Source organism: Sphingopyxis granuli (genome assembly GCF_001559015.1).
Lineage (GTDB): Bacteria > Pseudomonadota > Alphaproteobacteria > Sphingomonadales > Sphingomonadaceae > Sphingopyxis > Sphingopyxis granuli.
The window spans coordinates 3,826,237-3,844,921 of sequence record NZ_CP012199.1 but is presented as its reverse complement, the minus strand read 5'-3'; the positions used below and the strand labels follow the sequence as shown (position 1 = coordinate 3,844,921).

The 18,685-nt window shown below is 68.6% G+C and carries 20 protein-coding genes and 1 tRNA gene; 11 read left to right on the top strand and 10 right to left on the bottom strand.

The genetic code is table 11. The features are described 5' to 3' along the window. Window positions 1-212: 212 nt before the first annotated feature. The gene (metK, locus tag SGRAN_RS17645; protein ID WP_067185827.1) at window positions 213-1,439 is read right to left on the bottom strand and encodes a methionine adenosyltransferase; all 1,227 of its coding nucleotides are present in this window, start codon (window positions 1,437-1,439) and stop codon (window positions 213-215) included. Window positions 1,440-1,491: 52 nt separating this feature from the next. Continuing rightward, a complete protein-coding gene (gene lnt, locus SGRAN_RS17640) occupies window positions 1,492-3,183 on the bottom strand; it encodes an apolipoprotein N-acyltransferase (protein ID WP_067185826.1) in 1,692 nt (563 codons plus the stop codon). A gap of 198 nt (window positions 3,184-3,381) precedes the next feature. Here lnt and SGRAN_RS17635 point away from each other — a divergent pair, with 198 nt between their 5' ends. From SGRAN_RS17635 to SGRAN_RS17625, 3 genes are read left to right on the top strand one after another with little or no spacing between them, the layout of a single operon-like run. After that, the gene (locus SGRAN_RS17635) at window positions 3,382-3,963 is read left to right on the top strand and encodes an LOG family protein (RefSeq protein WP_067111500.1); all 582 of its coding nucleotides are present in this window, start codon (window positions 3,382-3,384) and stop codon (window positions 3,961-3,963) included. Window positions 3,964-3,994: 31 nt separating this feature from the next. Then, window positions 3,995-4,564 (top strand): nicotinamide riboside transporter PnuC, encoded by a 570-nt coding sequence (gene pnuC / locus SGRAN_RS17630; protein ID WP_067185824.1) that lies wholly within the window; start codon window positions 3,995-3,997, stop codon window positions 4,562-4,564. Further along, on the top strand, window positions 4,561-5,079 hold the full coding sequence (locus tag SGRAN_RS17625) for an AAA family ATPase (protein WP_067187156.1): 519 nt from the start codon (window positions 4,561-4,563) through the stop codon (window positions 5,077-5,079). Before pnuC ends, SGRAN_RS17625 begins: the two co-directional genes overlap by 4 nt. A gap of 174 nt (window positions 5,080-5,253) precedes the next feature. Here the strand turns inward: SGRAN_RS17625 and SGRAN_RS17620 are convergent, their stop codons facing one another. After that, window positions 5,254-6,786: a class I adenylate-forming enzyme family protein gene (locus SGRAN_RS17620; protein ID WP_067185822.1), complete on the bottom strand. Its 1,533-nt coding sequence runs from the start codon at window positions 6,784-6,786 to the stop codon at window positions 5,254-5,256. Between the two features lie 82 nt (window positions 6,787-6,868). Between SGRAN_RS17620 and SGRAN_RS17615 the strand changes: the two genes are divergently transcribed. The 5 genes from SGRAN_RS17615 to SGRAN_RS17595 all read left to right on the top strand — a co-directional run bounded on the left by SGRAN_RS17615 (window position 6,869) and on the right by SGRAN_RS17595 (window position 11,325). Beyond that, on the top strand, window positions 6,869-7,609 hold the full coding sequence (locus tag SGRAN_RS17615) for a response regulator transcription factor (RefSeq protein WP_067185820.1): 741 nt from the start codon (window positions 6,869-6,871) through the stop codon (window positions 7,607-7,609). An 89-nt stretch (window positions 7,610-7,698) separates the two neighbouring features. Then, window positions 7,699-9,228, top strand: coding sequence for an acyl-CoA synthetase (locus SGRAN_RS17610; RefSeq protein WP_067185819.1), 1,530 nt, complete (start codon window positions 7,699-7,701; stop codon window positions 9,226-9,228). Continuing rightward, on the top strand, window positions 9,225-9,875 hold the full coding sequence (locus SGRAN_RS22685; RefSeq protein ID WP_067111461.1) for a TetR/AcrR family transcriptional regulator: 651 nt from the start codon (window positions 9,225-9,227) through the stop codon (window positions 9,873-9,875). Before SGRAN_RS17610 ends, SGRAN_RS22685 begins: the two co-directional genes overlap by 4 nt. Before the next feature lie 21 nt (window positions 9,876-9,896). Next, window positions 9,897-10,508: a 2-hydroxychromene-2-carboxylate isomerase gene (locus SGRAN_RS17600; RefSeq protein WP_067185817.1), complete on the top strand. Its 612-nt coding sequence runs from the start codon at window positions 9,897-9,899 to the stop codon at window positions 10,506-10,508. Between the two features lie 13 nt (window positions 10,509-10,521). Continuing rightward, the gene (locus SGRAN_RS17595; RefSeq protein WP_067185815.1) at window positions 10,522-11,325 is read left to right on the top strand and encodes a crotonase/enoyl-CoA hydratase family protein; all 804 of its coding nucleotides are present in this window, start codon (window positions 10,522-10,524) and stop codon (window positions 11,323-11,325) included. Between the two features lie 13 nt (window positions 11,326-11,338). Here SGRAN_RS17595 and SGRAN_RS17590 read toward each other — a convergent pair whose 3' ends face one another. From SGRAN_RS17590 to SGRAN_RS17565, 6 genes are all read right to left on the bottom strand, one after another. Next, a complete protein-coding gene (locus SGRAN_RS17590; RefSeq protein WP_067185814.1) occupies window positions 11,339-12,028 on the bottom strand; it encodes an ATP12 family chaperone protein in 690 nt (229 codons plus the stop codon). Then, on the bottom strand, window positions 12,025-12,261 hold the full coding sequence (locus tag SGRAN_RS17585) for a hypothetical protein (protein WP_067185812.1): 237 nt from the start codon (window positions 12,259-12,261) through the stop codon (window positions 12,025-12,027). The genes SGRAN_RS17590 and SGRAN_RS17585 overlap by 4 nt, the downstream gene beginning before the upstream one ends. After that, on the bottom strand, window positions 12,258-12,881 hold the full coding sequence (locus SGRAN_RS17580) for an FMN-binding negative transcriptional regulator (RefSeq protein ID WP_067185810.1): 624 nt from the start codon (window positions 12,879-12,881) through the stop codon (window positions 12,258-12,260). The genes SGRAN_RS17585 and SGRAN_RS17580 overlap by 4 nt, the downstream gene beginning before the upstream one ends. Continuing rightward, window positions 12,881-14,032 carry an RluA family pseudouridine synthase gene (locus tag SGRAN_RS17575; protein WP_067185808.1) on the bottom strand — a complete coding sequence of 384 codons (1,152 nt, stop codon included), beginning with the start codon at window positions 14,030-14,032 and terminating at the stop codon, window positions 12,881-12,883. The genes SGRAN_RS17580 and SGRAN_RS17575 overlap by 1 nt, the downstream gene beginning before the upstream one ends. Continuing rightward, window positions 14,029-14,406 (bottom strand): fluoride efflux transporter CrcB, encoded by a 378-nt coding sequence (gene crcB / locus SGRAN_RS17570; RefSeq protein ID WP_067185806.1) that lies wholly within the window; start codon window positions 14,404-14,406, stop codon window positions 14,029-14,031. The genes SGRAN_RS17575 and crcB overlap by 4 nt, the downstream gene beginning before the upstream one ends. A gap of 265 nt (window positions 14,407-14,671) precedes the next feature. Further along, window positions 14,672-15,280, bottom strand: a complete 609-nt coding sequence (locus SGRAN_RS17565; RefSeq protein WP_067185804.1) for a thermonuclease family protein — start codon at window positions 15,278-15,280, stop codon at window positions 14,672-14,674. Window positions 15,281-15,513: 233 nt separating this feature from the next. Here SGRAN_RS17565 and SGRAN_RS17560 point away from each other — a divergent pair, with 233 nt between their 5' ends. From SGRAN_RS17560 to SGRAN_RS17550, 3 genes are all read left to right on the top strand, one after another. Further along, complete coding sequence (locus tag SGRAN_RS17560; protein ID WP_067185801.1) at window positions 15,514-16,506, top strand: winged helix DNA-binding protein; 993 nt, start codon at window positions 15,514-15,516, stop codon at window positions 16,504-16,506. 56 nt (window positions 16,507-16,562) lie between these two features. Then, window positions 16,563-16,638: transfer RNA gene (locus SGRAN_RS17555), tRNA-Val, on the top strand. 68 nt (window positions 16,639-16,706) lie between these two features. Beyond that, a complete protein-coding gene (locus SGRAN_RS17550; protein ID WP_067185800.1) occupies window positions 16,707-18,167 on the top strand; it encodes an amidohydrolase family protein in 1,461 nt (486 codons plus the stop codon). Window positions 18,168-18,343: 176 nt separating this feature from the next. Here the strand turns inward: SGRAN_RS17550 and SGRAN_RS17545 are convergent, their stop codons facing one another. Continuing rightward, entirely contained in the window at window positions 18,344-18,655 is a 312-nt protein-coding gene (locus SGRAN_RS17545) for a ribosomal protein L7/L12 (RefSeq protein WP_067185798.1), read from the bottom strand. Window positions 18,656-18,685 lie beyond the last annotated feature (30 nt).

Here is an 18,685-nt window from a genome sequence, read left to right as displayed (position 1 = left end):
TTCCCCCGGATCAGGTCCGGGGTCGCAATGACGAAGGGGGGCAATCCAAAGTCATCAGCGTCTAAGCGGCGGAGCGCCAAATCTGCATCCCGTTCGTGTCTCGACTTCGCTCGACACGAACGGAAGAGAGGCGATTCAGATTGAACGCTTGCCGCCCCGAATGGCGCGGCGCGCGAAGATCGCGCCGCGATCGGGCGAGAAGTGCGCGGGTCTTAGCGGCCCAGCGCGGCCTTCAGCCTGTCGATCAGGTCGGTGCGTTCCCAGGGGAAGGCGTCGCCGTCCGGCTGGCGGCCGAAATGACCGTAGGCCGCGGTCTGGCGATAGATCGGCTTGTTGAGGCCCAGATGGGTGCGGATGCCCTTCGGGGTCAGCCGGACGAGCTGCGGCAGTGCCTGTTCCAGCGCGGCTTCGGACACGCCCTCGGCCGCGGTGCCGTGCAGGTCGACATAGACCGACAGCGGTTCGGCGACGCCGATCGCGTAGCTGAGCTGGATCGTGCAGCGGCGGGCGAGGCCGGCGGCCACGACGTTCTTGGCCAGATAGCGCGTGATGTAGGCGGCCGAGCGGTCGACCTTGGTCGGGTCCTTGCCGCTGAACGCGCCGCCGCCGTGCGGGCTCGCCCCGCCATAGGTGTCGACGATGATCTTGCGGCCGGTCAGCCCGGCGTCGCCGTCGGGTCCGCCGATCTCGAAACGCCCGGTCGGGTTGATATGATAGACGGTGTTCGCGGTCAGAAGCTCGGCGGGCAGGACGTCGGCGATCACGCCCAGCACATATTTGCGCAGCTCCTGATATTTGGTCTCGTCGCCTTCGCCGTCATGCCAGAAATAGCCCGGCGCGTGCTGGGTCGACACGACGATCGCGGTCGCCTCGACCGGGCGCTCGTTGGCGTAGCGCAGCGTGACCTGGCTCTTGGTGTCGGGTTCGAGGAAGGGCGCAATGCCGGCCTTGCGGTCGGCGGCCATGCGCTCGAGAATCTTGTGCGCGTAATCGAGCGTCGCGGGCATCAGGTCGGGCGTCTCGTCGGAAGCATAGCCGAACATGATCCCCTGGTCGCCGGCGCCCTCGTCCTTGTCGGCGCTTTCGTCGACGCCCTGCGCGATATGCGCCGACTGGCCGTGGAGATTGTTCTCGAAGCGCAGGTTCTTCCAGTGGAAACCGTCCTGCTCATACCCGATCTCGCGAACGGTCTCGCGCACCGTCGCCTCGATCTCATCGAGCGCGCCCGGCGCCCATTCGCCATCCTCGTAGACGCCCTTGCAGCGGATTTCGCCTGCCAGCACGACAAGCTGGGTCGTGGTCAGCGTTTCGCAGGCCACGCGCGCTTCGGGGTCCTTCGACAGGAACAGATCGACGATCGAATCGCTGATCTGGTCGGCAACCTTGTCGGGATGCCCTTCGGACACGCTTTCGGACGTGAAGAGGAAGCTGTTGCGCATGGGAGACTTTCTTTGGATTTGGATATAAAGAAAAGTTTATGTCCCGGCGCTGTTAGCGTCCGCGCCGTCGAAAGGCAATGGCCAGCGCGAGCAGCAGCAGTGCGAAGCCGACCGGAAGACGATTGCCGAAACGGGCGAAAAGCGTCGGGGCGTGGGCCGGCGGAACCAGCGTGTCGATGCGCCCGGCGCGGTGCATCGGAATCGCCGCGCGGATGCGGCCGTCGGCATCGATCACCGCGCTGATCCCGGTCGGAGTCGCGCGGACGACCGGCAGCCCTTCCTCTATCGCCCGCAGCCGCGCCTGGGCGAGATGCTGCGGCGGGCCCCAGCTTCCGAACCAGGCGTCGTTCGAGGGGTTGAAGATGAAATCGGGCCGATGCGCGCGGTCGACGACCTGTCCCGAAAAGATGATCTCGTAGCAGATTTGCAGGCCGACCTCGACCGCCGGGCGCAGCGTTTCGGGCAGGCGGGTTGCGATCACCGCCGGCGGGTGACCCGCGGGCGGGACATCGACCGTGCGGGTCGCGGCGGGCAGGGAGAGGGTGCGCGCGCCCGGTCCCGGCCAGAAGTCGATGTCGCCCGGCGCGAGCCGCGACAGGCCGATCGCCGACAGCAGCGGCCGCATCGGCAGATATTCGCCATAGGGGACGAGATGCGCCTTGTCGTAGCGCGGCCCCAGCGTGCCGTCGGGATACACCGTCATCACCGCGTTGCGCGCGCCGACGACGGTGCCGTCAGGGCCGAGTTCGAGCTTGAGCGCGCCGAGCAGCATCAGGTCGCCGGGATTCATCAGATTCGTCAGCCGCGCCCGCGCCTCGGCCGGCGAACGGTCGTAATAGACGAGCGGATAGCCGGTTTCGAGATAATCGGGGATAGCCGCCTCTGGCCACAGGATCAGGCGGGCGCGGTCGTCCTTCGGAACGGTCAGCCGTGCCAGCTTGGCGAAATTGGCGTCGGCCTTGTTGCCCTCCCACTTGTCCTGCTGTCCGATGTTGGGCTGGACGAGGGTGATGGGGATCGGGGAGGCCGTGTCGGCTGTTCCGCCGCTGGCTGTCGCAACGGCGGCCGCGGTGGCCAATATCGGAATCGACGCTGCGAGCGCCGCGCGCTTCCACTGCCGCGCCGAAAGCAGGAGCAGCGCGCCCGCCACGCAGACAACCAGCGCTCCGAGCCCGTAGGTGCCGAGCCAGATCGCCGCCGAAGCGAAGCGGCCCGCCGCGATTGCGCCCAGCGGATTCCACGCAAAGCCCGTGAACATCCAGCTCCGCAGCCATTCGGTCAGCGTCCACAGCGCGGCGAGGGCGAGAATGAAGGAGAGCGTTGCCCCGGCGAAGGCGGTGGCCGTCGGCGTCCCGTTTCCGGCAACTGCCGTTTTCGCAGGGGCGACGATTCGGGAAACCGTCCACGCTCCCCACGCCGCGAGCGCCGGATAGACGGCGAGGTAGAGCGACAGCAGCACGACCGCGATCCACCCCAGCCATGCGGGCATCGCCGCCTGATAGGTGAAGGCGGTCGCGATCCAGTTCAGGCCGATCGTGAAATGGCCGACCCCGAAGGCCCAGCCGGTCCCGAGCGCGCGGCGCCCGCGCGGCGCCCGCGCGACGAGCAGCATCCAGCCCGCGAGCGCGAGCAGGGTCAGCGGCCACAGGTCGAGCGGCGCGAAGCCCGTGGCGGAAACGGCGCCGAGCAGCAGAGCGGCGAGTTTCGGACGGCGGTCGGCGAAAGCGTGGAGTGTCGCGGTCACGCGCGCAGCCTTAGCCGGGCGGCGCGGCGCTCGCCAGAGCCTATATGGCATCGCGATCGTCCGGTGCACATCGGCGGCGACTTGTCGAAGCCCGGTTCTTCCTGCAAAGGCGCGGAAAGACAGAACGGGCTTTCGACGCGGCTCCATCGAGCCCCTGCCGAAGGGCCAGGCCGAACGGACATTGCCATGCCTTTCACGATGAAACGCCTTGCCGTCTATTGCGGGTCCGCGACCCCCGACGATCCCGCCTTCATCGAAACCGCGCGGCATGTCGGGCGCACGCTGGCGAGTCGCGGCATCGGCGTCGTCTATGGCGGGGGCCGGACCGGCCTGATGGGCGCGGTCGCCGATGCGGCGCTCGCGGCGGGGGGCGAGGTGATCGGGGTGATCCCCGATGCGCTGGTCGGCACCGAGGTCGCGCATCGCGGCGTGACCGAACTCCACGTCGTTTCGGGCATGCACGAGCGCAAGCGCATGTTCACCGACCTGTCCGACGGCTTCCTCACCATTCCCGGCGGCGTCGGCACGATGGACGAGCTGTGGGAGGCGATCAGCTGGGCGCAACTCGGCTATCATGCCAAGCCCGTCGGGTTGCTCAATGCCGGGGGATTCTACAACGATCTGATCGCCTTCAACCGCCGCATGGTCGAGGTCGGCTTCATCCGCCCGGCGCATGCGCGGATCATGATCGTCGATGCCGGGCTCGACGAATTGCTCGACAAGATGGTCGCCTATCGCCCGCACGAGCCGATCTTCGCGATGAAGGCCGACGATTTGTGACCCATGTCGGGCGACGAGGGGGGCGCCGCCCATGAGCGAGGTGGAATGGATCGCCGCCGGTCTCGTCCTGATCAACGTCGCGCTCGTCGCGTTGCGCAGTGTGTGGAACTATCCCTTCGCGCTCGTCGCGGTCAGCCTCTACGCCGTCGTTTTCTATGAGGCGAAGCTTTACAGCGACATGCTTCTCCAGGGCTTTTTCCTTGTCCTGAACCTCTATGGCTGGGCCGCCTGGCTGCGCGCGCGCGCGGACAGCGGCGTGCCGGTCGGCTGGATGACCGCGCGGGCGCGGTTGGTCTGGGGCGGCGCCACGCTGGCGGCCTGGATCGTCTGGAGCGCCGCGATGCATCGCCACACCGACGCAGCGGCGCCGTGGATCGACGGCGCGATCGCGATGGCCAGCATCACCGCGCAATGGCTGCTCGCGCGGCGCCGGGTCGAAAGCTGGTGGCTGTGGATCTTCGTCGATCTGATCGCGGTGCCGCTGTTCGCCTCGCGCGGCCTCTATGCGACGAGCGTGGTCTATGTCGTGCTGCTCGGCCTGTCGATCGACGGGCTGATCCAGTGGCGCCGCGCCGCGGCGGCGGGGACGGCGCCCGCATGACCCGCCGCATCTGCCTCCACGGCGCCGAAAGCACCGGCAAGTCGACGCTGGCGCCGCGGCTCGCCGCGCGGCTCGGCGGCCTCGTCGTCCCCGAATATGGCCGCGCTTATGCCGAGGCGAACGGCACCGAGTTCGACGAAGCCGACCTGCTAGCGATCTTCGAGGGCCATGTCGCGGCGACGCGGGCGGCGCTGGCACAGCGGCCCCGATGGCTGGTTTCGGACACCGACCCGCTGATGACGCAGGCGTGGGCGGTAATGCTGCTCGGGCGACGGCTGCCCGAGATCGACGCGTGGGATGAGGTCGCCGACCTCTATCTCGTCCCCGCGATGGATCTTTTGTGGGAAGAGGACGGCACGCGGCTGTTCGGCAGCGACCTCGCGCGGCGCCAGTTCATGGACGTCGCGATCGGCGAGCTGGAACGACGAAAACTGCGCTGGGCATGGGTCGAGGGCGAAGGCGACACGCGGCTGGAAAGCGCGCTGGCGGCAGTGGAGGCGGCGGAGTTCGCCTGATCGCGAAGGTTGCCGGGTCGTCCGTTTGGGGTGGCCAGACATACCCCATCTTCGTCATCCCCGCGAAAGCGGGGATCCAGAGCGGGCTTCGGCCGACCTTTCCCTGGGTTCCCGCTTTCGCGGGAATGACGAAGCGAAAAACGGGAATGGCGCCTTCCGATCGCTACCCGCCTTTCATCCCGAATAGGCGTCGCGCAATTCGCGTTTCAGTACCTTGCCGATCGGGCTGCGCGGCAGTTCTTCGACGACGCGGATTGCGCTCAGCCGCTGGGTCTTGCCGACCTTGGCGTTGCAGTCGGCGCGCACGCTTTCGGGATCGGCGCCGGGCTTGAGCACGACGAAGGCGACGGGCGTCTCGCCCCATTCCTCGCTCGGCATGCCGACCACCGCCGCCTCGACGACGCGGTCGTCGGCGAGCAGGATCGCCTCCAGATCGCTGGGGAAGATGTTGAAGCCGCCCGAGATGATCATGTCCTTTGCGCGGTCCATCAGCGTCAGGAAGCCGTCTTCGTCGAAGCGGCCGATGTCGCCATGACGATAGAAGAGATTCCCCTCCGCATCGTACCAGTGCATCGCCCTGGTCGCGTCGGGACGGTTGTTGTAGCCGGTCATCATCGCGGGGCTGCGGCCGACGATCTCTCCGACCGAACCCTGCGGCAGTTCGTTGCCTTCCTCGTCGATCACCTTGGCGATGTGGCCGGGTGCGGGGCGGCCGACCGTGTGCAGCTTGTCGGGATATTGATGCGCTTCGAGGATGAAGGCCGCGCCCCCCTCGGTCATGCCGTAGATTTCGACGAGCCCGCCCGGCCAGCGCTTGAGCACGTCGGCCTTGAGCGCGGCAGGGAAGGGGGCCGAGGTGCAATATTTCATGATGAAGCTGGAAAGGTCGAAGCGGTCGAAATCCTCGAGCGCCATGATGCGGCGATATTGCACCGGCACCAGCATCGTGTTGGTTGCGCGCTCGCGCTCCGCCAGTTCGAGGAAACCGCGCGCATCGAACTTCTTCATCAGCACGACCTGCCCGCCCGAGCCGACGGTGGGAAGGAAGCTCGCCATCGTCGTGTTCGAATAGAGCGGGGTCGACAGGATCGTCACCGCGTGCGGTCCATAGGCGGGAACGCCGCGCTGGATATGCTGCCAGCGCATCGCGTGGCTGTGGACGATGCCCTTCGGCGTGCCGGTGGTGCCCGACGAATAGATGATGTTGAAGCCGTCCTCCGGTCGGATTTCGACCGTATCGGGCTTCGTTCCCACGGGCGCCATCCAGTCGTCGAGCGCGACCCCGACGCCGCTGCCGTCCATGGCGATGCGGTCGGTCGCAGTGACGGTCTGGCCTTCGAGGCTCACCGCGGCGGCGCTGTCGAGGAACAGGTGGCGCGCACCCGTGTCGGCGATCATCGCCGCCATCTGTTCGCCGGTCGCGCTGTTGGTGATCAGTCCCGCGACACCGCCGGCGCGCAGCGTGCCGAGGATCGCGGCCATCTGTTCGACGCTGTTGAGCCCGGCAACGGCGGTCCGGTCGTCGCTCTGGAAGCCGTCCTGCTGAAGCCGGGCAGCGATTCGATCCATCATCCGGTCCAGTTCGGACCAGCTTAATCGCCGCGACGGGTCAGCAGCCGCTACGGCATCGGGACGTTCGGCGGCATGGGCGCGGATCAGGTCGGGCAGGGTGGCGAAAGCGCTGTCGAGCAGGTCGGTCGAGGTCATGTCCATCGGTTAGCACAGCGGGGGACCGGCGCAATGCCGGGCGCCGCGAAACGCCGTCGGGTGTGACGGCCTGGGGGGCAGGGTGCGGGCATCGGACGGAGGCGATCCGGGCGGCGAATCGCATGATGGGGCGGGGCGCATCGCCCTCTATCATCCGCTGCGCGAGCGCGCCGCGACGCTGGGTGCGGCGCTGGAAGCCGCGGGCCATGCGGTGCGGTCGATGCCGTCACCGGCGAACGGACTGCGGCCGTGGCTCGACGGCTGCTTCGACCTGCTGCTGATCAACCCCTTCCTCGATTGGCAGGACCCCTTTGCCTTCGTGCGGCTGATGGCGGCGGTCGCCGCGCGGCGGCCGGTGCTGGCGGTGTCGGATCGCGACTCGCTGGAGGAACGGATGATCGCGCTGCATGGCGGCGCGGACGACGTGGTCACCTGGGCCGACAATCTGCCCGAGGTGCTGGCGCGCGCCGCCGGGCTGTTGCGGCGCAGCCGGCTGGCCGCCGGCCAGCTTGGCGCGGGCGAGTTGCGGATCGACCTGATCGACCGGCGCGTCGAGCGCGCGGGGCGGCCGATCCGCCTGCCGCTGCGCGAATTCGATCTGCTCGCCAATCTGGCACGCGTTCCCGATCGTCCGCTGTCGCGCGCGGCGCTGCTCAAGGCGGTGTGGCGGCTCGACTTCGATCCGGGGACCAACCGGGTCGAGGTGCATATGTCGCGGCTGCGCGCCAGGCTCGACCGCGGCTTCGCCTGGCCGATGCTGCACACGATCAAGGGCGTCGGCTATGCGCTGCGCTCGCATCCCGGCGCGGGCGCGCCCGAATAGGGGCAAGACCCTAAGCCCGCTTGACCCGGCGCTTTGGATGACTACTGACTCGGCGGAAAGAACGAACAGAACAGCTGGAGAGATCGCCGATGCACCCGTCCGTCCACGCCGCCGCTACCCCCGACAAGCCCGCGATCATCGTCGCCGAGACGGGCGAATCGATCAGCTATGCTGAACTCGACGCGGCGTCGAACCGTGCGGCACAGCTTTTTCGCGCGCACGGACTGGGGCACGAGGACGTCGTCGCCTTCATGCTCGACAACACGCCGCATTATTACGGGCTGACCTGGGGCGCGCAGCGCGCGGGGCTGCGCTATGTCTGCATCTCGTCGCGGCTGACGCAGGACGAGACCGACTATATCCTCGAAAATTCGGGCGCGAAGATGCTGATCGTCGCCGCCAGCCTCGCACCCGCGGCACAGCAGCTCCAGACGCGGATCGAGCGCTTTTCGATGGGCGGCGACATCGCCGGCTGGCCGAAGATCGAGGACGAACTGGCGAAGATGCCGGCGACGCGGATCGCCGACGAGCGCGCCGGGGTCGACATGCTCTATTCGTCAGGGACCACCGGCCGGCCCAAGGGGGTCAGGGTGCCGCTGCCCGAGGAGCGCGAGATCGACGCGCCGAACAGCCTCGTCATGCTCGCCGCCGCGGCCTTCCACATCGGCCCCGAGAGCGTCTATCTGTCACCCGCGCCGCTTTATCACGCGGCGCCGCTGCGCTGGTCGATGACGATTCATCGGCTTGGCGGCACCGTCGTGCTGATGAAGAAATTCGATCCCGAAGGCGCGCTGGCGGCGATCGAGACCTATCGCTGCAACGCGGCGCAATTCGTGCCGACGCATTTCGTGCGGATGCTGAAACTGCCCGAGGCGGTGCGCGCGAAATACGACGTGTCGTCGATGAAGAGCGCGATCCACGCCGCCGCGCCGTGCCCGGTGCCGGTCAAGCAGGCGATGATCGATTGGTGGGGACCGGTGCTGCTCGAATATTATGCGGGATCGGAAGGCAATGGCATGACCTTCGCGACCAGCGAGGACTGGCTGGCACACAAGGGTACGGTCGGGCGCGCGATCAACGGCGTGCTGCACATCGTCGGCGAGGATAACGAGACCGAACTGCCGGTGCGGCAGGAAGGCACGGTCTTTTTCGAAAGCGAGCAGGTCTTCGAATATCACGACGACCCTGAAAAGACCGCATCGAGCCGCAATTCGAAAGGTTGGTCGACGCTGGGCGACGTCGGCTGGGTCGACGAGGAGGGCTTCCTCTATCTGACCGACCGCAAGAGCTTCATGATCATCTCCGGCGGGGTGAACATCTATCCGCAGGAGATCGAGAATCATCTCGTCACCCATCCGAAGGTCGCCGATGTCGCGGTCGTTGGCGGACCGCACGAAGAGATGGGCGAAGAGGTGATCGCGGTCATCCAGCCCGCCGACATGGCCGACGCCACCGACGCGTTCCGCGAGGAACTGGGCGCCTATGCGCGCGAGAAGCTGTCGGGGGTGAAGATCCCGCGGCGCATCGATTTCCTAGAGGCGCTGCCGCGCCACGACACCGGCAAGCTCTACAAGCGGCTGCTGCGCGATCAATATTGGGAGAAGGCGAAGGGCAAGTGAGCCCGCCGCGGGTCAAGACGCGCGACCGCATCCTGACGGCGGCGCTGCGGCTGTTCAACGAACAGCGCTTCGGCAGCGTCTCGACCGCCGCGATCGCCGCCGAGGTCGGCATCGCCGAGGGCAATCTGTGGTATCATTTCCGTAGCAAGCGCGCGCTGCTCGACGCGATCAGCGCCGATTTCGCGGAGGCGATCGAGGAACGGCTGCGGATGCGCCCGTCCGATGCGGGCGACCTGATCGAGGAATATGTCGGCCTGCTCGCCTGCATGCAGCGCGAACTGCACACCTTTCGCTTCATCTATCGCGACCGCGCCGATTACGGCGAATCGAGCCCGATCATCCTCGATCATATCGGCGGCTGGTACGACCGGGTGCACGAACAGCTGAGCATCTATCTGGGCGCGATGATCGATCGCGGCCTGCTCGACTGGCCGCGCGTCCGGCTCGGCGACCTGTGCACCAACGCGTTGCTGATCCTGCGCTTCGGCCTCGAATATCAGCGCGAGATGGACCCGGCGGCGGTCGGCGACCTCGACAGCGCGCGCTGGACGGTCGAGCGTCATCTGACGCTGTTCGAGGACCGGCTCGATCCCGCCGCGGCGCGCCGCTTTCACCGCGCGATCGAGCAGGCCGACCTGCAAAGCTGACCCGCCAGCGAAGGAGCCGTCATGCCCTCCCGACTCGAATTCTTCTTCGACCTCTCCTCGCCCTGGACGTGTCTGGCGTTCGCCAATGTCCAGCCGCTGATCGCGCGGACGGGCGCCGATGCGACCTTTCGCCCGATCCTGGTCGGCGGGGTGTTCAACGCGGTGAACCCGGCGGTCTATGCCGCGCGCGAGCAGACCGACAACCGCAAGATGCAGCATGGCTGGAAGGTGCTGGCCGACTGGGCGCGGCTGGCGGGGGTGGAGATGAACTTCCCGTCGCGCTGGCACCCGGCGAAAAGCGTCCACGCGATGCGGTTCGCGACCGCGCTCGAGGACGACCAGCCGGCGCTGATCGCCTTTGCGCGCGCCGCGTTCGAAAGCTATTTCGGGCGGCAGGAAAATCTCGACGATCCCGCCGTGCTCGAAGTCGTGGCGACGGGCGCGGGTCTCGACGGCGCCGCGATCCGCGCCGCCTCGACCACCGACGCGGTCAAGGCGCGGCTGCGTGCCAACACCGAAGAGCTGGTGGCACGCGGCGGCTATGGCTCGCCGACGCTGTTCGTCAACGGCACCGACATGTATTTCGGCAACGACCAGCTGCCGCTCGTCGAAGCGGCGCTTCAACGCAACTGAGAGGATACTCCCGATGCAGGACCGCATTTCCATCACGATGCTGGAGGACGGCATCGCCGACGTCCGGCTGATCCGCGCCGACAAGATGAACGCGCTCGACGCCGCGATGTGGTCGGCGCTTGCCGAGGCGATCGACGAGTTGAAGGCGAAGCAGGGGCTGCGCGTCGTCGTGCTGTCGGGCGAGGGGCGCGCCTTCTGCGCCGGGCTCGACCTCTCGAGCCTCAGCGCCGAGCGCGATCCGGGGGCGAGCAGCGCGGGCGGCACGCTGTCCGACCGCACGCGCGGCCGGTCGAACAATGCGCAATATGCCGCGTGGGGCTGGCGCGAATTGCCGGTGCCGGTGATCGCCGCGGTGCACGGCGTCGCATTCGGCGCGGGCAGCCAGATCATGGCGGCGGCCGATATCCGCATCGTCCATCCCGACACGCGCATCGCGATCATGGAGATGCGCTGGGGCCTCGTCCCCGACGTCGCGGGAATGGCGCTGTGGCGCACGCAGGTCGCCGACGACGTGCTGCGCGAGATGATCTACACCAACCGCGAATTCACCGGGTCGGAAGCAAAGCTGCTGGGGTTCGCGACGCATGTCGCCGACGACCCGCTGGGCAAGGCGATGGACCTTGCGCGGGTGATCGCGGGCAAGAATCCGCACGCGATCCGCGGCGCCAAGCGTCTGTGCAACATGCTCGCCGATGCGACCGACGCCGAGATATTGCAGGCCGAAAGCGACGAACAGGTCAAGGTCATCCGCACCCCGAACCAGATCGAGGCGGTGATGGCGCATATGGAGAAGCGTAAGCCGAATTTCGCGGATTGAGGAGAGCGGCCCTCTACAGCAACCGCAGGAATCGCGCCGCGTGGTGCCAGTCGGCCTCGCGGCGCGCGCGCGTCCTCTGCGCTTCGGTATCGGCGCCCCAGCGGCGTTCCTGATAGAGTTCGTCTAGGCTGACCGCCGTCCACAGCGCATCCGCCGGAAAGGCATCCTCGACCAGCGCGAGCCCGGCGACGAGCGATCCGCCGATGGTAACGAGCGGTGCGAGCGGTGCGAGGCGGAAGGGATCGAGGCCCTGCACCGCATCGCGCAGCGCCGCGACCGTTGCGGGCGGCTGATCGACCGGCAGTACCCCCTGCGCGAGCGCGAATTCGATCCCGTGGCGCTGCTCGGCCCAGGCGAGCAGCGGGTTCCACGCCGCCGCCTGTTCGGCCTGCAGCGCCGCGTCGCGGTCGTCGCGGTAGCAGAAGAGGTCGCTCGCGGCATAAGCGGCGATCGGCGCTGCGAAGCCGGCGGGGTCGGCGGCGGCGAGGTCGATCGCGGCGTTGGCGATGCCGGTCAGCGGCATCGACGCGGGGTCGATATCTTCACCCTGCGCGTCCCATTCGGCGGCGATCGCTTCGGCCAGCGCCTTGCTCGCGACGGCGAGCGGCGCGCGCGCCGGGGTGCGCACCGGCCGCCCGTCGAGCGCGACGCCCCAGCCGTCGTCCTGCGGGATAGCCTCGGCTTGCTTCCAGAAGCGCTTCACGGCCCGGGCGGCGTCCGCCAGCGGCGCGCGAGAATGCGCGGCATGATCGCGAAATCGAACACGCCGATCAGCACCACGGCGGCGCCGACCCAGCGGTCCGCGGGCTGGCCGGCGAGCGCCCATACGCCGCGGATGAGCAGGAAGCCCGCGAGGATGAGCAGCGCGCCCATCAGTCGCATGCTGGACAGCGCGAAAAAGCGTTTCTTCGCCAGGGCGTCTTCGGGTCGGGTCATGCGCTTTTCCTATCGCCGCCAAGCTCGCGCATCAAATGCGCCAGCGCGCCATGGCCGGTCGCCTCGATCGCCGTCGCGATCCGCGCGCGTTCGTCGGCCGGCTTGTTCTGCGACAGCTTGATCGTCGGGCGCCATGCGGCGATCCGCATCTCGAAGCCGACGATCGCACCGGTCAGTTTCGCGAAATAATTCCGGTCCATCTTGTCGCGCGTCCACGGCGGATTCGCTCCGATCCGCGCCTCGTGCTGCGCCGACAAGGCGTCGAGCTGCGCCACCAGTTCGGCCTCGCCGAGCCGGCGCGCCGGGCCTTCCATCTCGACCGCGACATAATTCCACGTCGGCACCGCGTGCGCTTCCTCGACATACCAGTCCGCGCTGACATAGGCGTCGGGGCCCTGCACGACCGCGAGCGCCGTCGCCCCGGCGAGATGCCGGGTCAGCCCGTTGCCGCGCGCGAGGTGGAATTGCAGCGTCGCGGCGTCGTCGCTCAGCACCACCGGGGCGTGCGCGACGCGCGGCCCGTCGGGCGTGCCCGCGAAGATGGCTGCGAAGCCGATCTCGCGCACCAGCAGCGCGGCGAGGTCGTCCTGCCGCGGCCGGAAGGCGGGGTTGGGATGCATCAGCGCGGCTTCCGGGGCGCGGGCTTGCGGCCGCCGGGTTTCGCGGGGCCGCGTTTTGCCGGGGCTTTGGGCTTCGCCTTGGCTTCGGCGCGGCCGCGCCGCTCGCCGCGCCTTGCCTTGCGGACCTGTTTGGCGTGCGCCTTGGCCTTCGTCTTCTGCACGGTCTTCGCCGAAGGCCGGGGCGCCTCCTCGGCCAGCGCATCGCCGAGCAGCGGGTCGAAGCCCAGCGCGTCGAGGCTCGCGGCGAAATGCTCGGGCACCGGCGCCGAGATGTCGAGCGCGCCGCCGTCGGGATGGTCGATGCGCAGGCGGCGGCTGTGCAGGTGCAGCTTGCGGCTGATCGTGCCGGTCAGGAAAGCCGCCTTGCCGCCATATTTGCCGTCACCGACGATCGGGTGGCCGATCGCCGCCATATGGACGCGAAGCTGATGGGTGCGCCCGGTCAGCGGCTGGAGTTCGACCCACGCCGCGCTGTTCCCCGCGCGCTCGATGATGCGATAGCGCGTTTTCGACGGCAGCCCCTTGTCGTCGACGTGCATCTTCTCGCCGCCCGATCCGGGCTGCTTCGCCAGCGGCAGGTCGATTTCCCCCTGCGCGATGTCGGGGACGCCGACGACGATCGCCCAATAGGTCTTGCGCGCGCTGCGGTTCGAGAAGGCCTTGGCGAACCACGCGGCGGCGCGCGGCGTGCGCGCGACGAGCAGCGCGCCCGACGTGTCCTTGTCGAGCCGGTGGACGAGCTTCGGCCGCACCGGCGCCTCGCCCTGCAACGCGCCAAGCAGCCCGTCGACATGTGCGTCGGTCTTCGTCCCGCCCTGCGTCGCGAGCCCCGGCGGCTTGTCGAGCACGAACGCGCTCGCATCGCGGTGGATCACCATCGCCTCGGCCAGCGCGATGTCGGCAGGAGACAGCGGCCGGTCCTTGCGCGGCCGCGGTCCGGTGGGGGCGGCGGGGGGAACGGGCATCGCGATCCGCTGCCCCGCCTCGATCCGGGCGGAGACGTCCGCCTTCTTTCCGTCGAGCGTCAGTTCGCCCGACCGCGCCCAGCGCGCGATCAGCGCATGCGGCGTGCCCGGCCGGTGCCGCTTGAACCAGCGGTCGAGCCGGATGCCGTCATCCTCTTCCCCGACGGTGGCGCTGTCGCCGCTCATGCCGGAAGCTGCCGCATCGCGAGCATCCCCAGCCCGCACACCGCGATACCGACGACGACCGACGACAGGACATAGGCGGCCGCCTGCGCCATCGCGCCGCGTTCGAACAGCAGCCAGAATTCGAGGCTGAACGAAGAAAAGGTGGTGAAGCCGCCGAGGATGCCGACGCCCAGGAACAGCCGCGTCGTCTCGCTGCCGCCGCTGCGCGCGAGCCAGCCGATCAGCAGGCCCATCAGCAGGCTGCCCGCGATGTTGATCGACAGCGTCCACCACGGGAAACCGGGGCCAAGCCGCGCGAGCATGATCTGGCCGACCAGATGCCGCGCCCCCGCGCCGATCGCGCCGCCGACCATGACTGGGAAAAGTCCGTTCATGCGCTCGTCCCTAGCGGCAAAAGCGCGCGGCGGAAAGCGGGCGCATGGCATGCCGGAGTGCGTCATCGATCGGGGGCGGGTCATCACGTTCGGGGCGCCGGTTTCGGCGTTCCTGAAACAGGTTCGCAATGATCCCTTTTCGACAGCTAACCGTTCCTCGGCGAAAGCCGGGGTCCACGCGGAGCAGCGCTATGTCATCTGGACCCCAGCTTTCGCCGGGGAACAGGATCTTACGCGCCGGAAGGATATACTACGCCAAACGAATTCAGGCGACGACGCGAAGGAAGCCTGCCGAAGCCGGACCCTGCTCGAGGCCTTTGACCGTCATCGTCTGGTGCGCCCCGCGCCAGTCGGCGGGCCGGACGAAGCGCCCCTGCCAGATGCCGCGCCGCTTTGTGCGCGCTTCGGCTTCCTCGACGAAATAGCGGTCGTCGGTCGCGATCGCCCAGCCCTGACGCACCAACGCGGCGCCGAGGTCGGCCCCCGCGGGGTCGGGAGCAGTCCGGCAGGCCGCGAGCGTCCGGCGATAACGGTCCGTGCCTTCGATCGCGCAATGAAGAGGGCCGCGCCCGGCGAGGCGCTCGAGCGCCGCGCGCGCCTCGACCCCGCACGGCCAGCGCGTCCCGTCGGCGCGTTCGCAGTCCTGCCGATATTCGACCGCGTCGATGCCGACGAGCCGGATGGTCAGGACGTGGCCATCCTGCCGCGCCGTCAGGCTGTCGCCGTCGATGACGTGGACGAGCGGGATCACCGCCACCGGCGCCGGGCTTCCCAGCCATGCCGCGACCGCCAGCCCGGCGAGCAGCAGCAGGGCGACCAGCGCGCGCAGCCGCCGGCGCCAGCGCAGGCGGGTGAGGGGAGAGGAACCGCGCATCGGACTCGCGGTGGAGCGGCGAAGCCGGCGTTGCAAGGGTGAATCAGGGATTGACGGTGAGAACAAATCATGTCCAAAATGGACCAAATTAGTCCGCTGCCTTGCCTGCGGACCCGGGCGATCCAGCGGCAGGGTCCGAAATGGCGGCAGATACGAGCGAACAAAAGGGGAATATCGCCGCTATGACGGCATAAGGGCACCGGGATGGGCAGAAAACAGGGAAAGGGTGGGCCATGGAACAGGCGATCGCATTTCGACCGGCAGAGACCGTGTCGTCGCCGGATCAGGCAAACCTCGGACCGGCGACGCGATTGCTGTTCGTCGGCCCGGCGGAGGCGGTGCCGGACTATGCGCGGGCGGGGGCCCGGCTGGTCGCGGCGCTCGCCCCGGCTGACGCGGCGGCGCACATCCGCGCGATGATCGCGGTCGACATCGTCTGGCTGGCCGACGCCGACGCGATCGACGAGCCGTCGCTTGCCGACATCGCCGCGGCGGTCATCGAACGCGATTGCCGGCTGGTGTGCGAGACCGGGTTGGCGGCGCTCGACCGCGTCGCGGCGGCGATCCCGCCCGCGGTGCGCGCCGAATGGCTCGTCGAGGCCGATGCCGCCGACCGGCTGGTCGCGCTTGCCGCCGCCAGCCCCGGCGCGGCGCTTGCCGTGCACGACGTCGCGCGCGACGAGGCGATGGAGCGCATCGACCGTTTGCAGGAAGAGGTTGCGCGCATCTCGCGCTTGCTCGGCGACCTTGCCGGACAGCGCGGGCTGGCGGGGGGACCCGGCGGGCTGGCGATGCCCCCGTCCGACGACCCCGGCCGCGCGGTGTCGCTGCGGTCGCCCGGGCGCGACTATGCCGCCGCTCCACGCAGCTTCGTGCCCGAGGATCGGGCGACCGATCGCCAGCGCGCCAAGGCGGTGCGCCGCCTCCTGCGGCAGCGGCGGGTGCGCGAGCAATATTTCCCGGCCGACCTGTTCGCCGATCCGGCGTGGGACATGCTGCTCGATCTTTATGCCGCGCGGCTCGAACGGCGGCCCGTTTCGGTGTCGAGCCTGTGCATCGCCGCCGCGGTTCCCGCGACGACCGCGCTGCGCTGGATCAAAACGATGACCGACGCCGGCCTGTTCGTGCGCGAAGCCGACCCCAACGACGGACGCCGCATCTTCATCGCGCTCGCCGACGGCGCGGCCGATGCGATGACGCGCTATTTCGAGGCGCTGGAGGAATAGGGCGCGGCAGCTTGCCAGTGCGGCGAAGCTGTGGCAGGGCGCCCGCTCCCCGCAGGGGGCGCTTAGCTCAGTTGGTAGAGCATCTCGTTTACACCGAGAGGGTCGGCGGTTCGAGCCCGTCAGCGCCCACCATATCCCGCCTTGTTGAGACCGCCCTTTCGGGGCTAGGGGGAATTACCTGTCGGGAAAAGGGTCTCTCCATGAAATGTCTCGCCGCCGCTCTGGCATCATCGCTGCTCGCTTTGGCCGCGCCCGCGCTCGCGGCGCCGCAGCAGGGCGATGTCGTCATCCGCCACGTGAATCTCGTCGATGTCGAGGCGGCGAAGACGCAGGCCGATCAGGCGGTGGTGCTGCGCGGCGCCGACATCGTCGCCGTCGGCGCCGACGCTGCGATCGCGCGCGACTGGCGCGCGGCCAAGGTCGTCGAGGGCAAGGACCTCTATCTGATCCCCGGCCTTTGGGACATGCACGTCCATTTCGGCGGCGGACCCGAGCTGATCGAGGAGAACAAGGCGCTTCTGCCGCTCTATGTCGCGAACGGCATCACGACGATCCGCGACTGTTCGGGCGACCTGCCCGACCAGGTGCTCGGATGGCGCAGCGAGATCGCGAGCGGCAGCCTGTTCGGGCCGCGCCTGCTGACCTCCGGTGCGAAGATCGAGGGGATCGCGCCGGTGTGGAAGGGGACGATCGAGGTCGGCAGCGAAGCCGACGTCGATGCGGCGCTGACCCGGCTGCAACAGCACGACAAGGTCGATTTCGTCAAGATCACCGACAGCACGCTGAAACCCGACCTGTTCCTTTATGCGCTGCGGCAGGCGAAGGCGCGCGGAATCCGGACGTCGGGGCATATCCCGATGGCGCTGACCACCCGGCAGGCGGTCGATGCCGGGATCAGCTCGATCGAGCATCTCGACTATGCCTATCACGCCGGGGCGCGTGACGAAGCGGCGGTCGCCGCCGATTTCGCGGCGGGCCGCATCGACCGTGCCGAGGCGAGCCGCCGGCTAGACGCGGCGTTCGATCCCGCGACTGCGATGGCCGCCTATCGCCATTTTGCCGAAAAGGGCGTGTTCGTCACCCCGACGCTGAACGGCAGCCGCATCCTCGCCTTCCTCGACCGCGACGATCACAGCAAGGACGAAGGGCTCGCCTATATCGGGCCGAAGTTGCGCAAAACCTATGATTGGCGCATCGAGCGCGCGGCCAAGGCCAGCCCCGAGGCGGTCGCGGCGCGCCACGCGCATATCGACGCGATGGCGCGGATATTGCCGATGCTGCAGCAGGCCGGCGTCACGATCATCGCCGGGACCGACGCCGGATTCCTCAACAGCTTCAACTATCCTGCCTTCGCGCTGCACGACGAGATCGCGCTGTTCGTCGAAAAGGGGCTGACCCCGGCGCAGGCGCTCGCCTCCGCAACGCGCGCCGGGCCGGCCTGGTTCGGCCAGCTCGACCGCTATGGCGCGATCCGGCCGGGGATGGCCGCCGACCTGGTGCTGCTGCAACGCAACCCGCTGGAGGATATCGCCGCGACGAAGGCGATCGACACGGTGGTGATGCGCGGCAAGACCTATGACCGCGCCGCGCTCGATGCGATGCTGGCTGACACGCGCGCCCAGGTCGCGGCATGGAACGCGGAGGATGGCGCGAGCGAATAGGGCGGCGCGCCTACGATCTGGAACGGGATATGGGGCAGATCTAGCACTCACCGCTTCGGGGTAGCCGGCGTCATGACGCTCTGGGTCCCCGCCTTCGCGGGGACGACGTTTCGTTCAAAAAAGATTGCACTTTGACGGTGTAGATCCCGGCTCGCGGCTCGCGAAGCGGTCGCGAGTCAGCGGAGCAGTCGGCGGCGTTCGAGGGCTTCGACGGCCGCCTTGCTTTCGGCCAGCCCCAGCCCGGTGGCTTCGCGCCACAGCTTTATCGCCTCTATCTTGCGATTCTGGCGCAGCAGTTCGACGACCGCCTCTTCATCGCTGCCGATGGGCGCGGGCGCGCTGGAAGCGGAGGTCGGTCGCCCGGTGGGTCGCGGTGTCGGCGGCGGCGCGATCAGGTCGCGCGCGCCGCGTCCGGCCTTGCGGCGCAGCATCCATGTCAGCGCCGCGCCGCACAGGAAGCCCGCGGCGAAGAGGAGCAAGGCGCTCACCGCTTCGGCCCCGGGCCTCCCGCTCGCGGG

Coding starts and splice junctions, on each gene's coding strand:
- SGRAN_RS17600 (WP_067185817.1), top strand. CDS start 9,897: ATGCCCTCCCGACTCGAATTCTTCTTCGACCTCTCCTCGCCCTGGACG.
- SGRAN_RS17580 (WP_067185810.1), bottom strand. CDS start 12,881: ATGCATCCCAACCCCGCCTTCCGGCCGCGGCAGGACGACCTCGCCGCG.
- SGRAN_RS17585 (WP_067185812.1), bottom strand. CDS start 12,261: ATGACCCGACCCGAAGACGCCCTGGCGAAGAAACGCTTTTTCGCGCTG.
- metK (WP_067185827.1), bottom strand. CDS start 1,439: ATGCGCAACAGCTTCCTCTTCACGTCCGAAAGCGTGTCCGAAGGGCAT.
- pnuC (WP_067185824.1), top strand. CDS start 3,995: ATGAGCGAGGTGGAATGGATCGCCGCCGGTCTCGTCCTGATCAACGTC.
- SGRAN_RS17560 (WP_067185801.1), top strand. CDS start 15,514: ATGGAACAGGCGATCGCATTTCGACCGGCAGAGACCGTGTCGTCGCCG.
- SGRAN_RS17595 (WP_067185815.1), top strand. CDS start 10,522: ATGCAGGACCGCATTTCCATCACGATGCTGGAGGACGGCATCGCCGAC.
- SGRAN_RS17575 (WP_067185808.1), bottom strand. CDS start 14,032: ATGAGCGGCGACAGCGCCACCGTCGGGGAAGAGGATGACGGCATCCGG.
- SGRAN_RS17625 (WP_067187156.1), top strand. CDS start 4,561: ATGACCCGCCGCATCTGCCTCCACGGCGCCGAAAGCACCGGCAAGTCG.
- SGRAN_RS17620 (WP_067185822.1), bottom strand. CDS start 6,786: ATGACCTCGACCGACCTGCTCGACAGCGCTTTCGCCACCCTGCCCGAC.
- SGRAN_RS17550 (WP_067185800.1), top strand. CDS start 16,707: ATGAAATGTCTCGCCGCCGCTCTGGCATCATCGCTGCTCGCTTTGGCC.
- SGRAN_RS17610 (WP_067185819.1), top strand. CDS start 7,699: ATGCACCCGTCCGTCCACGCCGCCGCTACCCCCGACAAGCCCGCGATC.
- SGRAN_RS17635 (WP_067111500.1), top strand. CDS start 3,382: ATGAAACGCCTTGCCGTCTATTGCGGGTCCGCGACCCCCGACGATCCC.
- crcB (WP_067185806.1), bottom strand. CDS start 14,406: ATGAACGGACTTTTCCCAGTCATGGTCGGCGGCGCGATCGGCGCGGGG.
- SGRAN_RS17565 (WP_067185804.1), bottom strand. CDS start 15,280: ATGCGCGGTTCCTCTCCCCTCACCCGCCTGCGCTGGCGCCGGCGGCTG.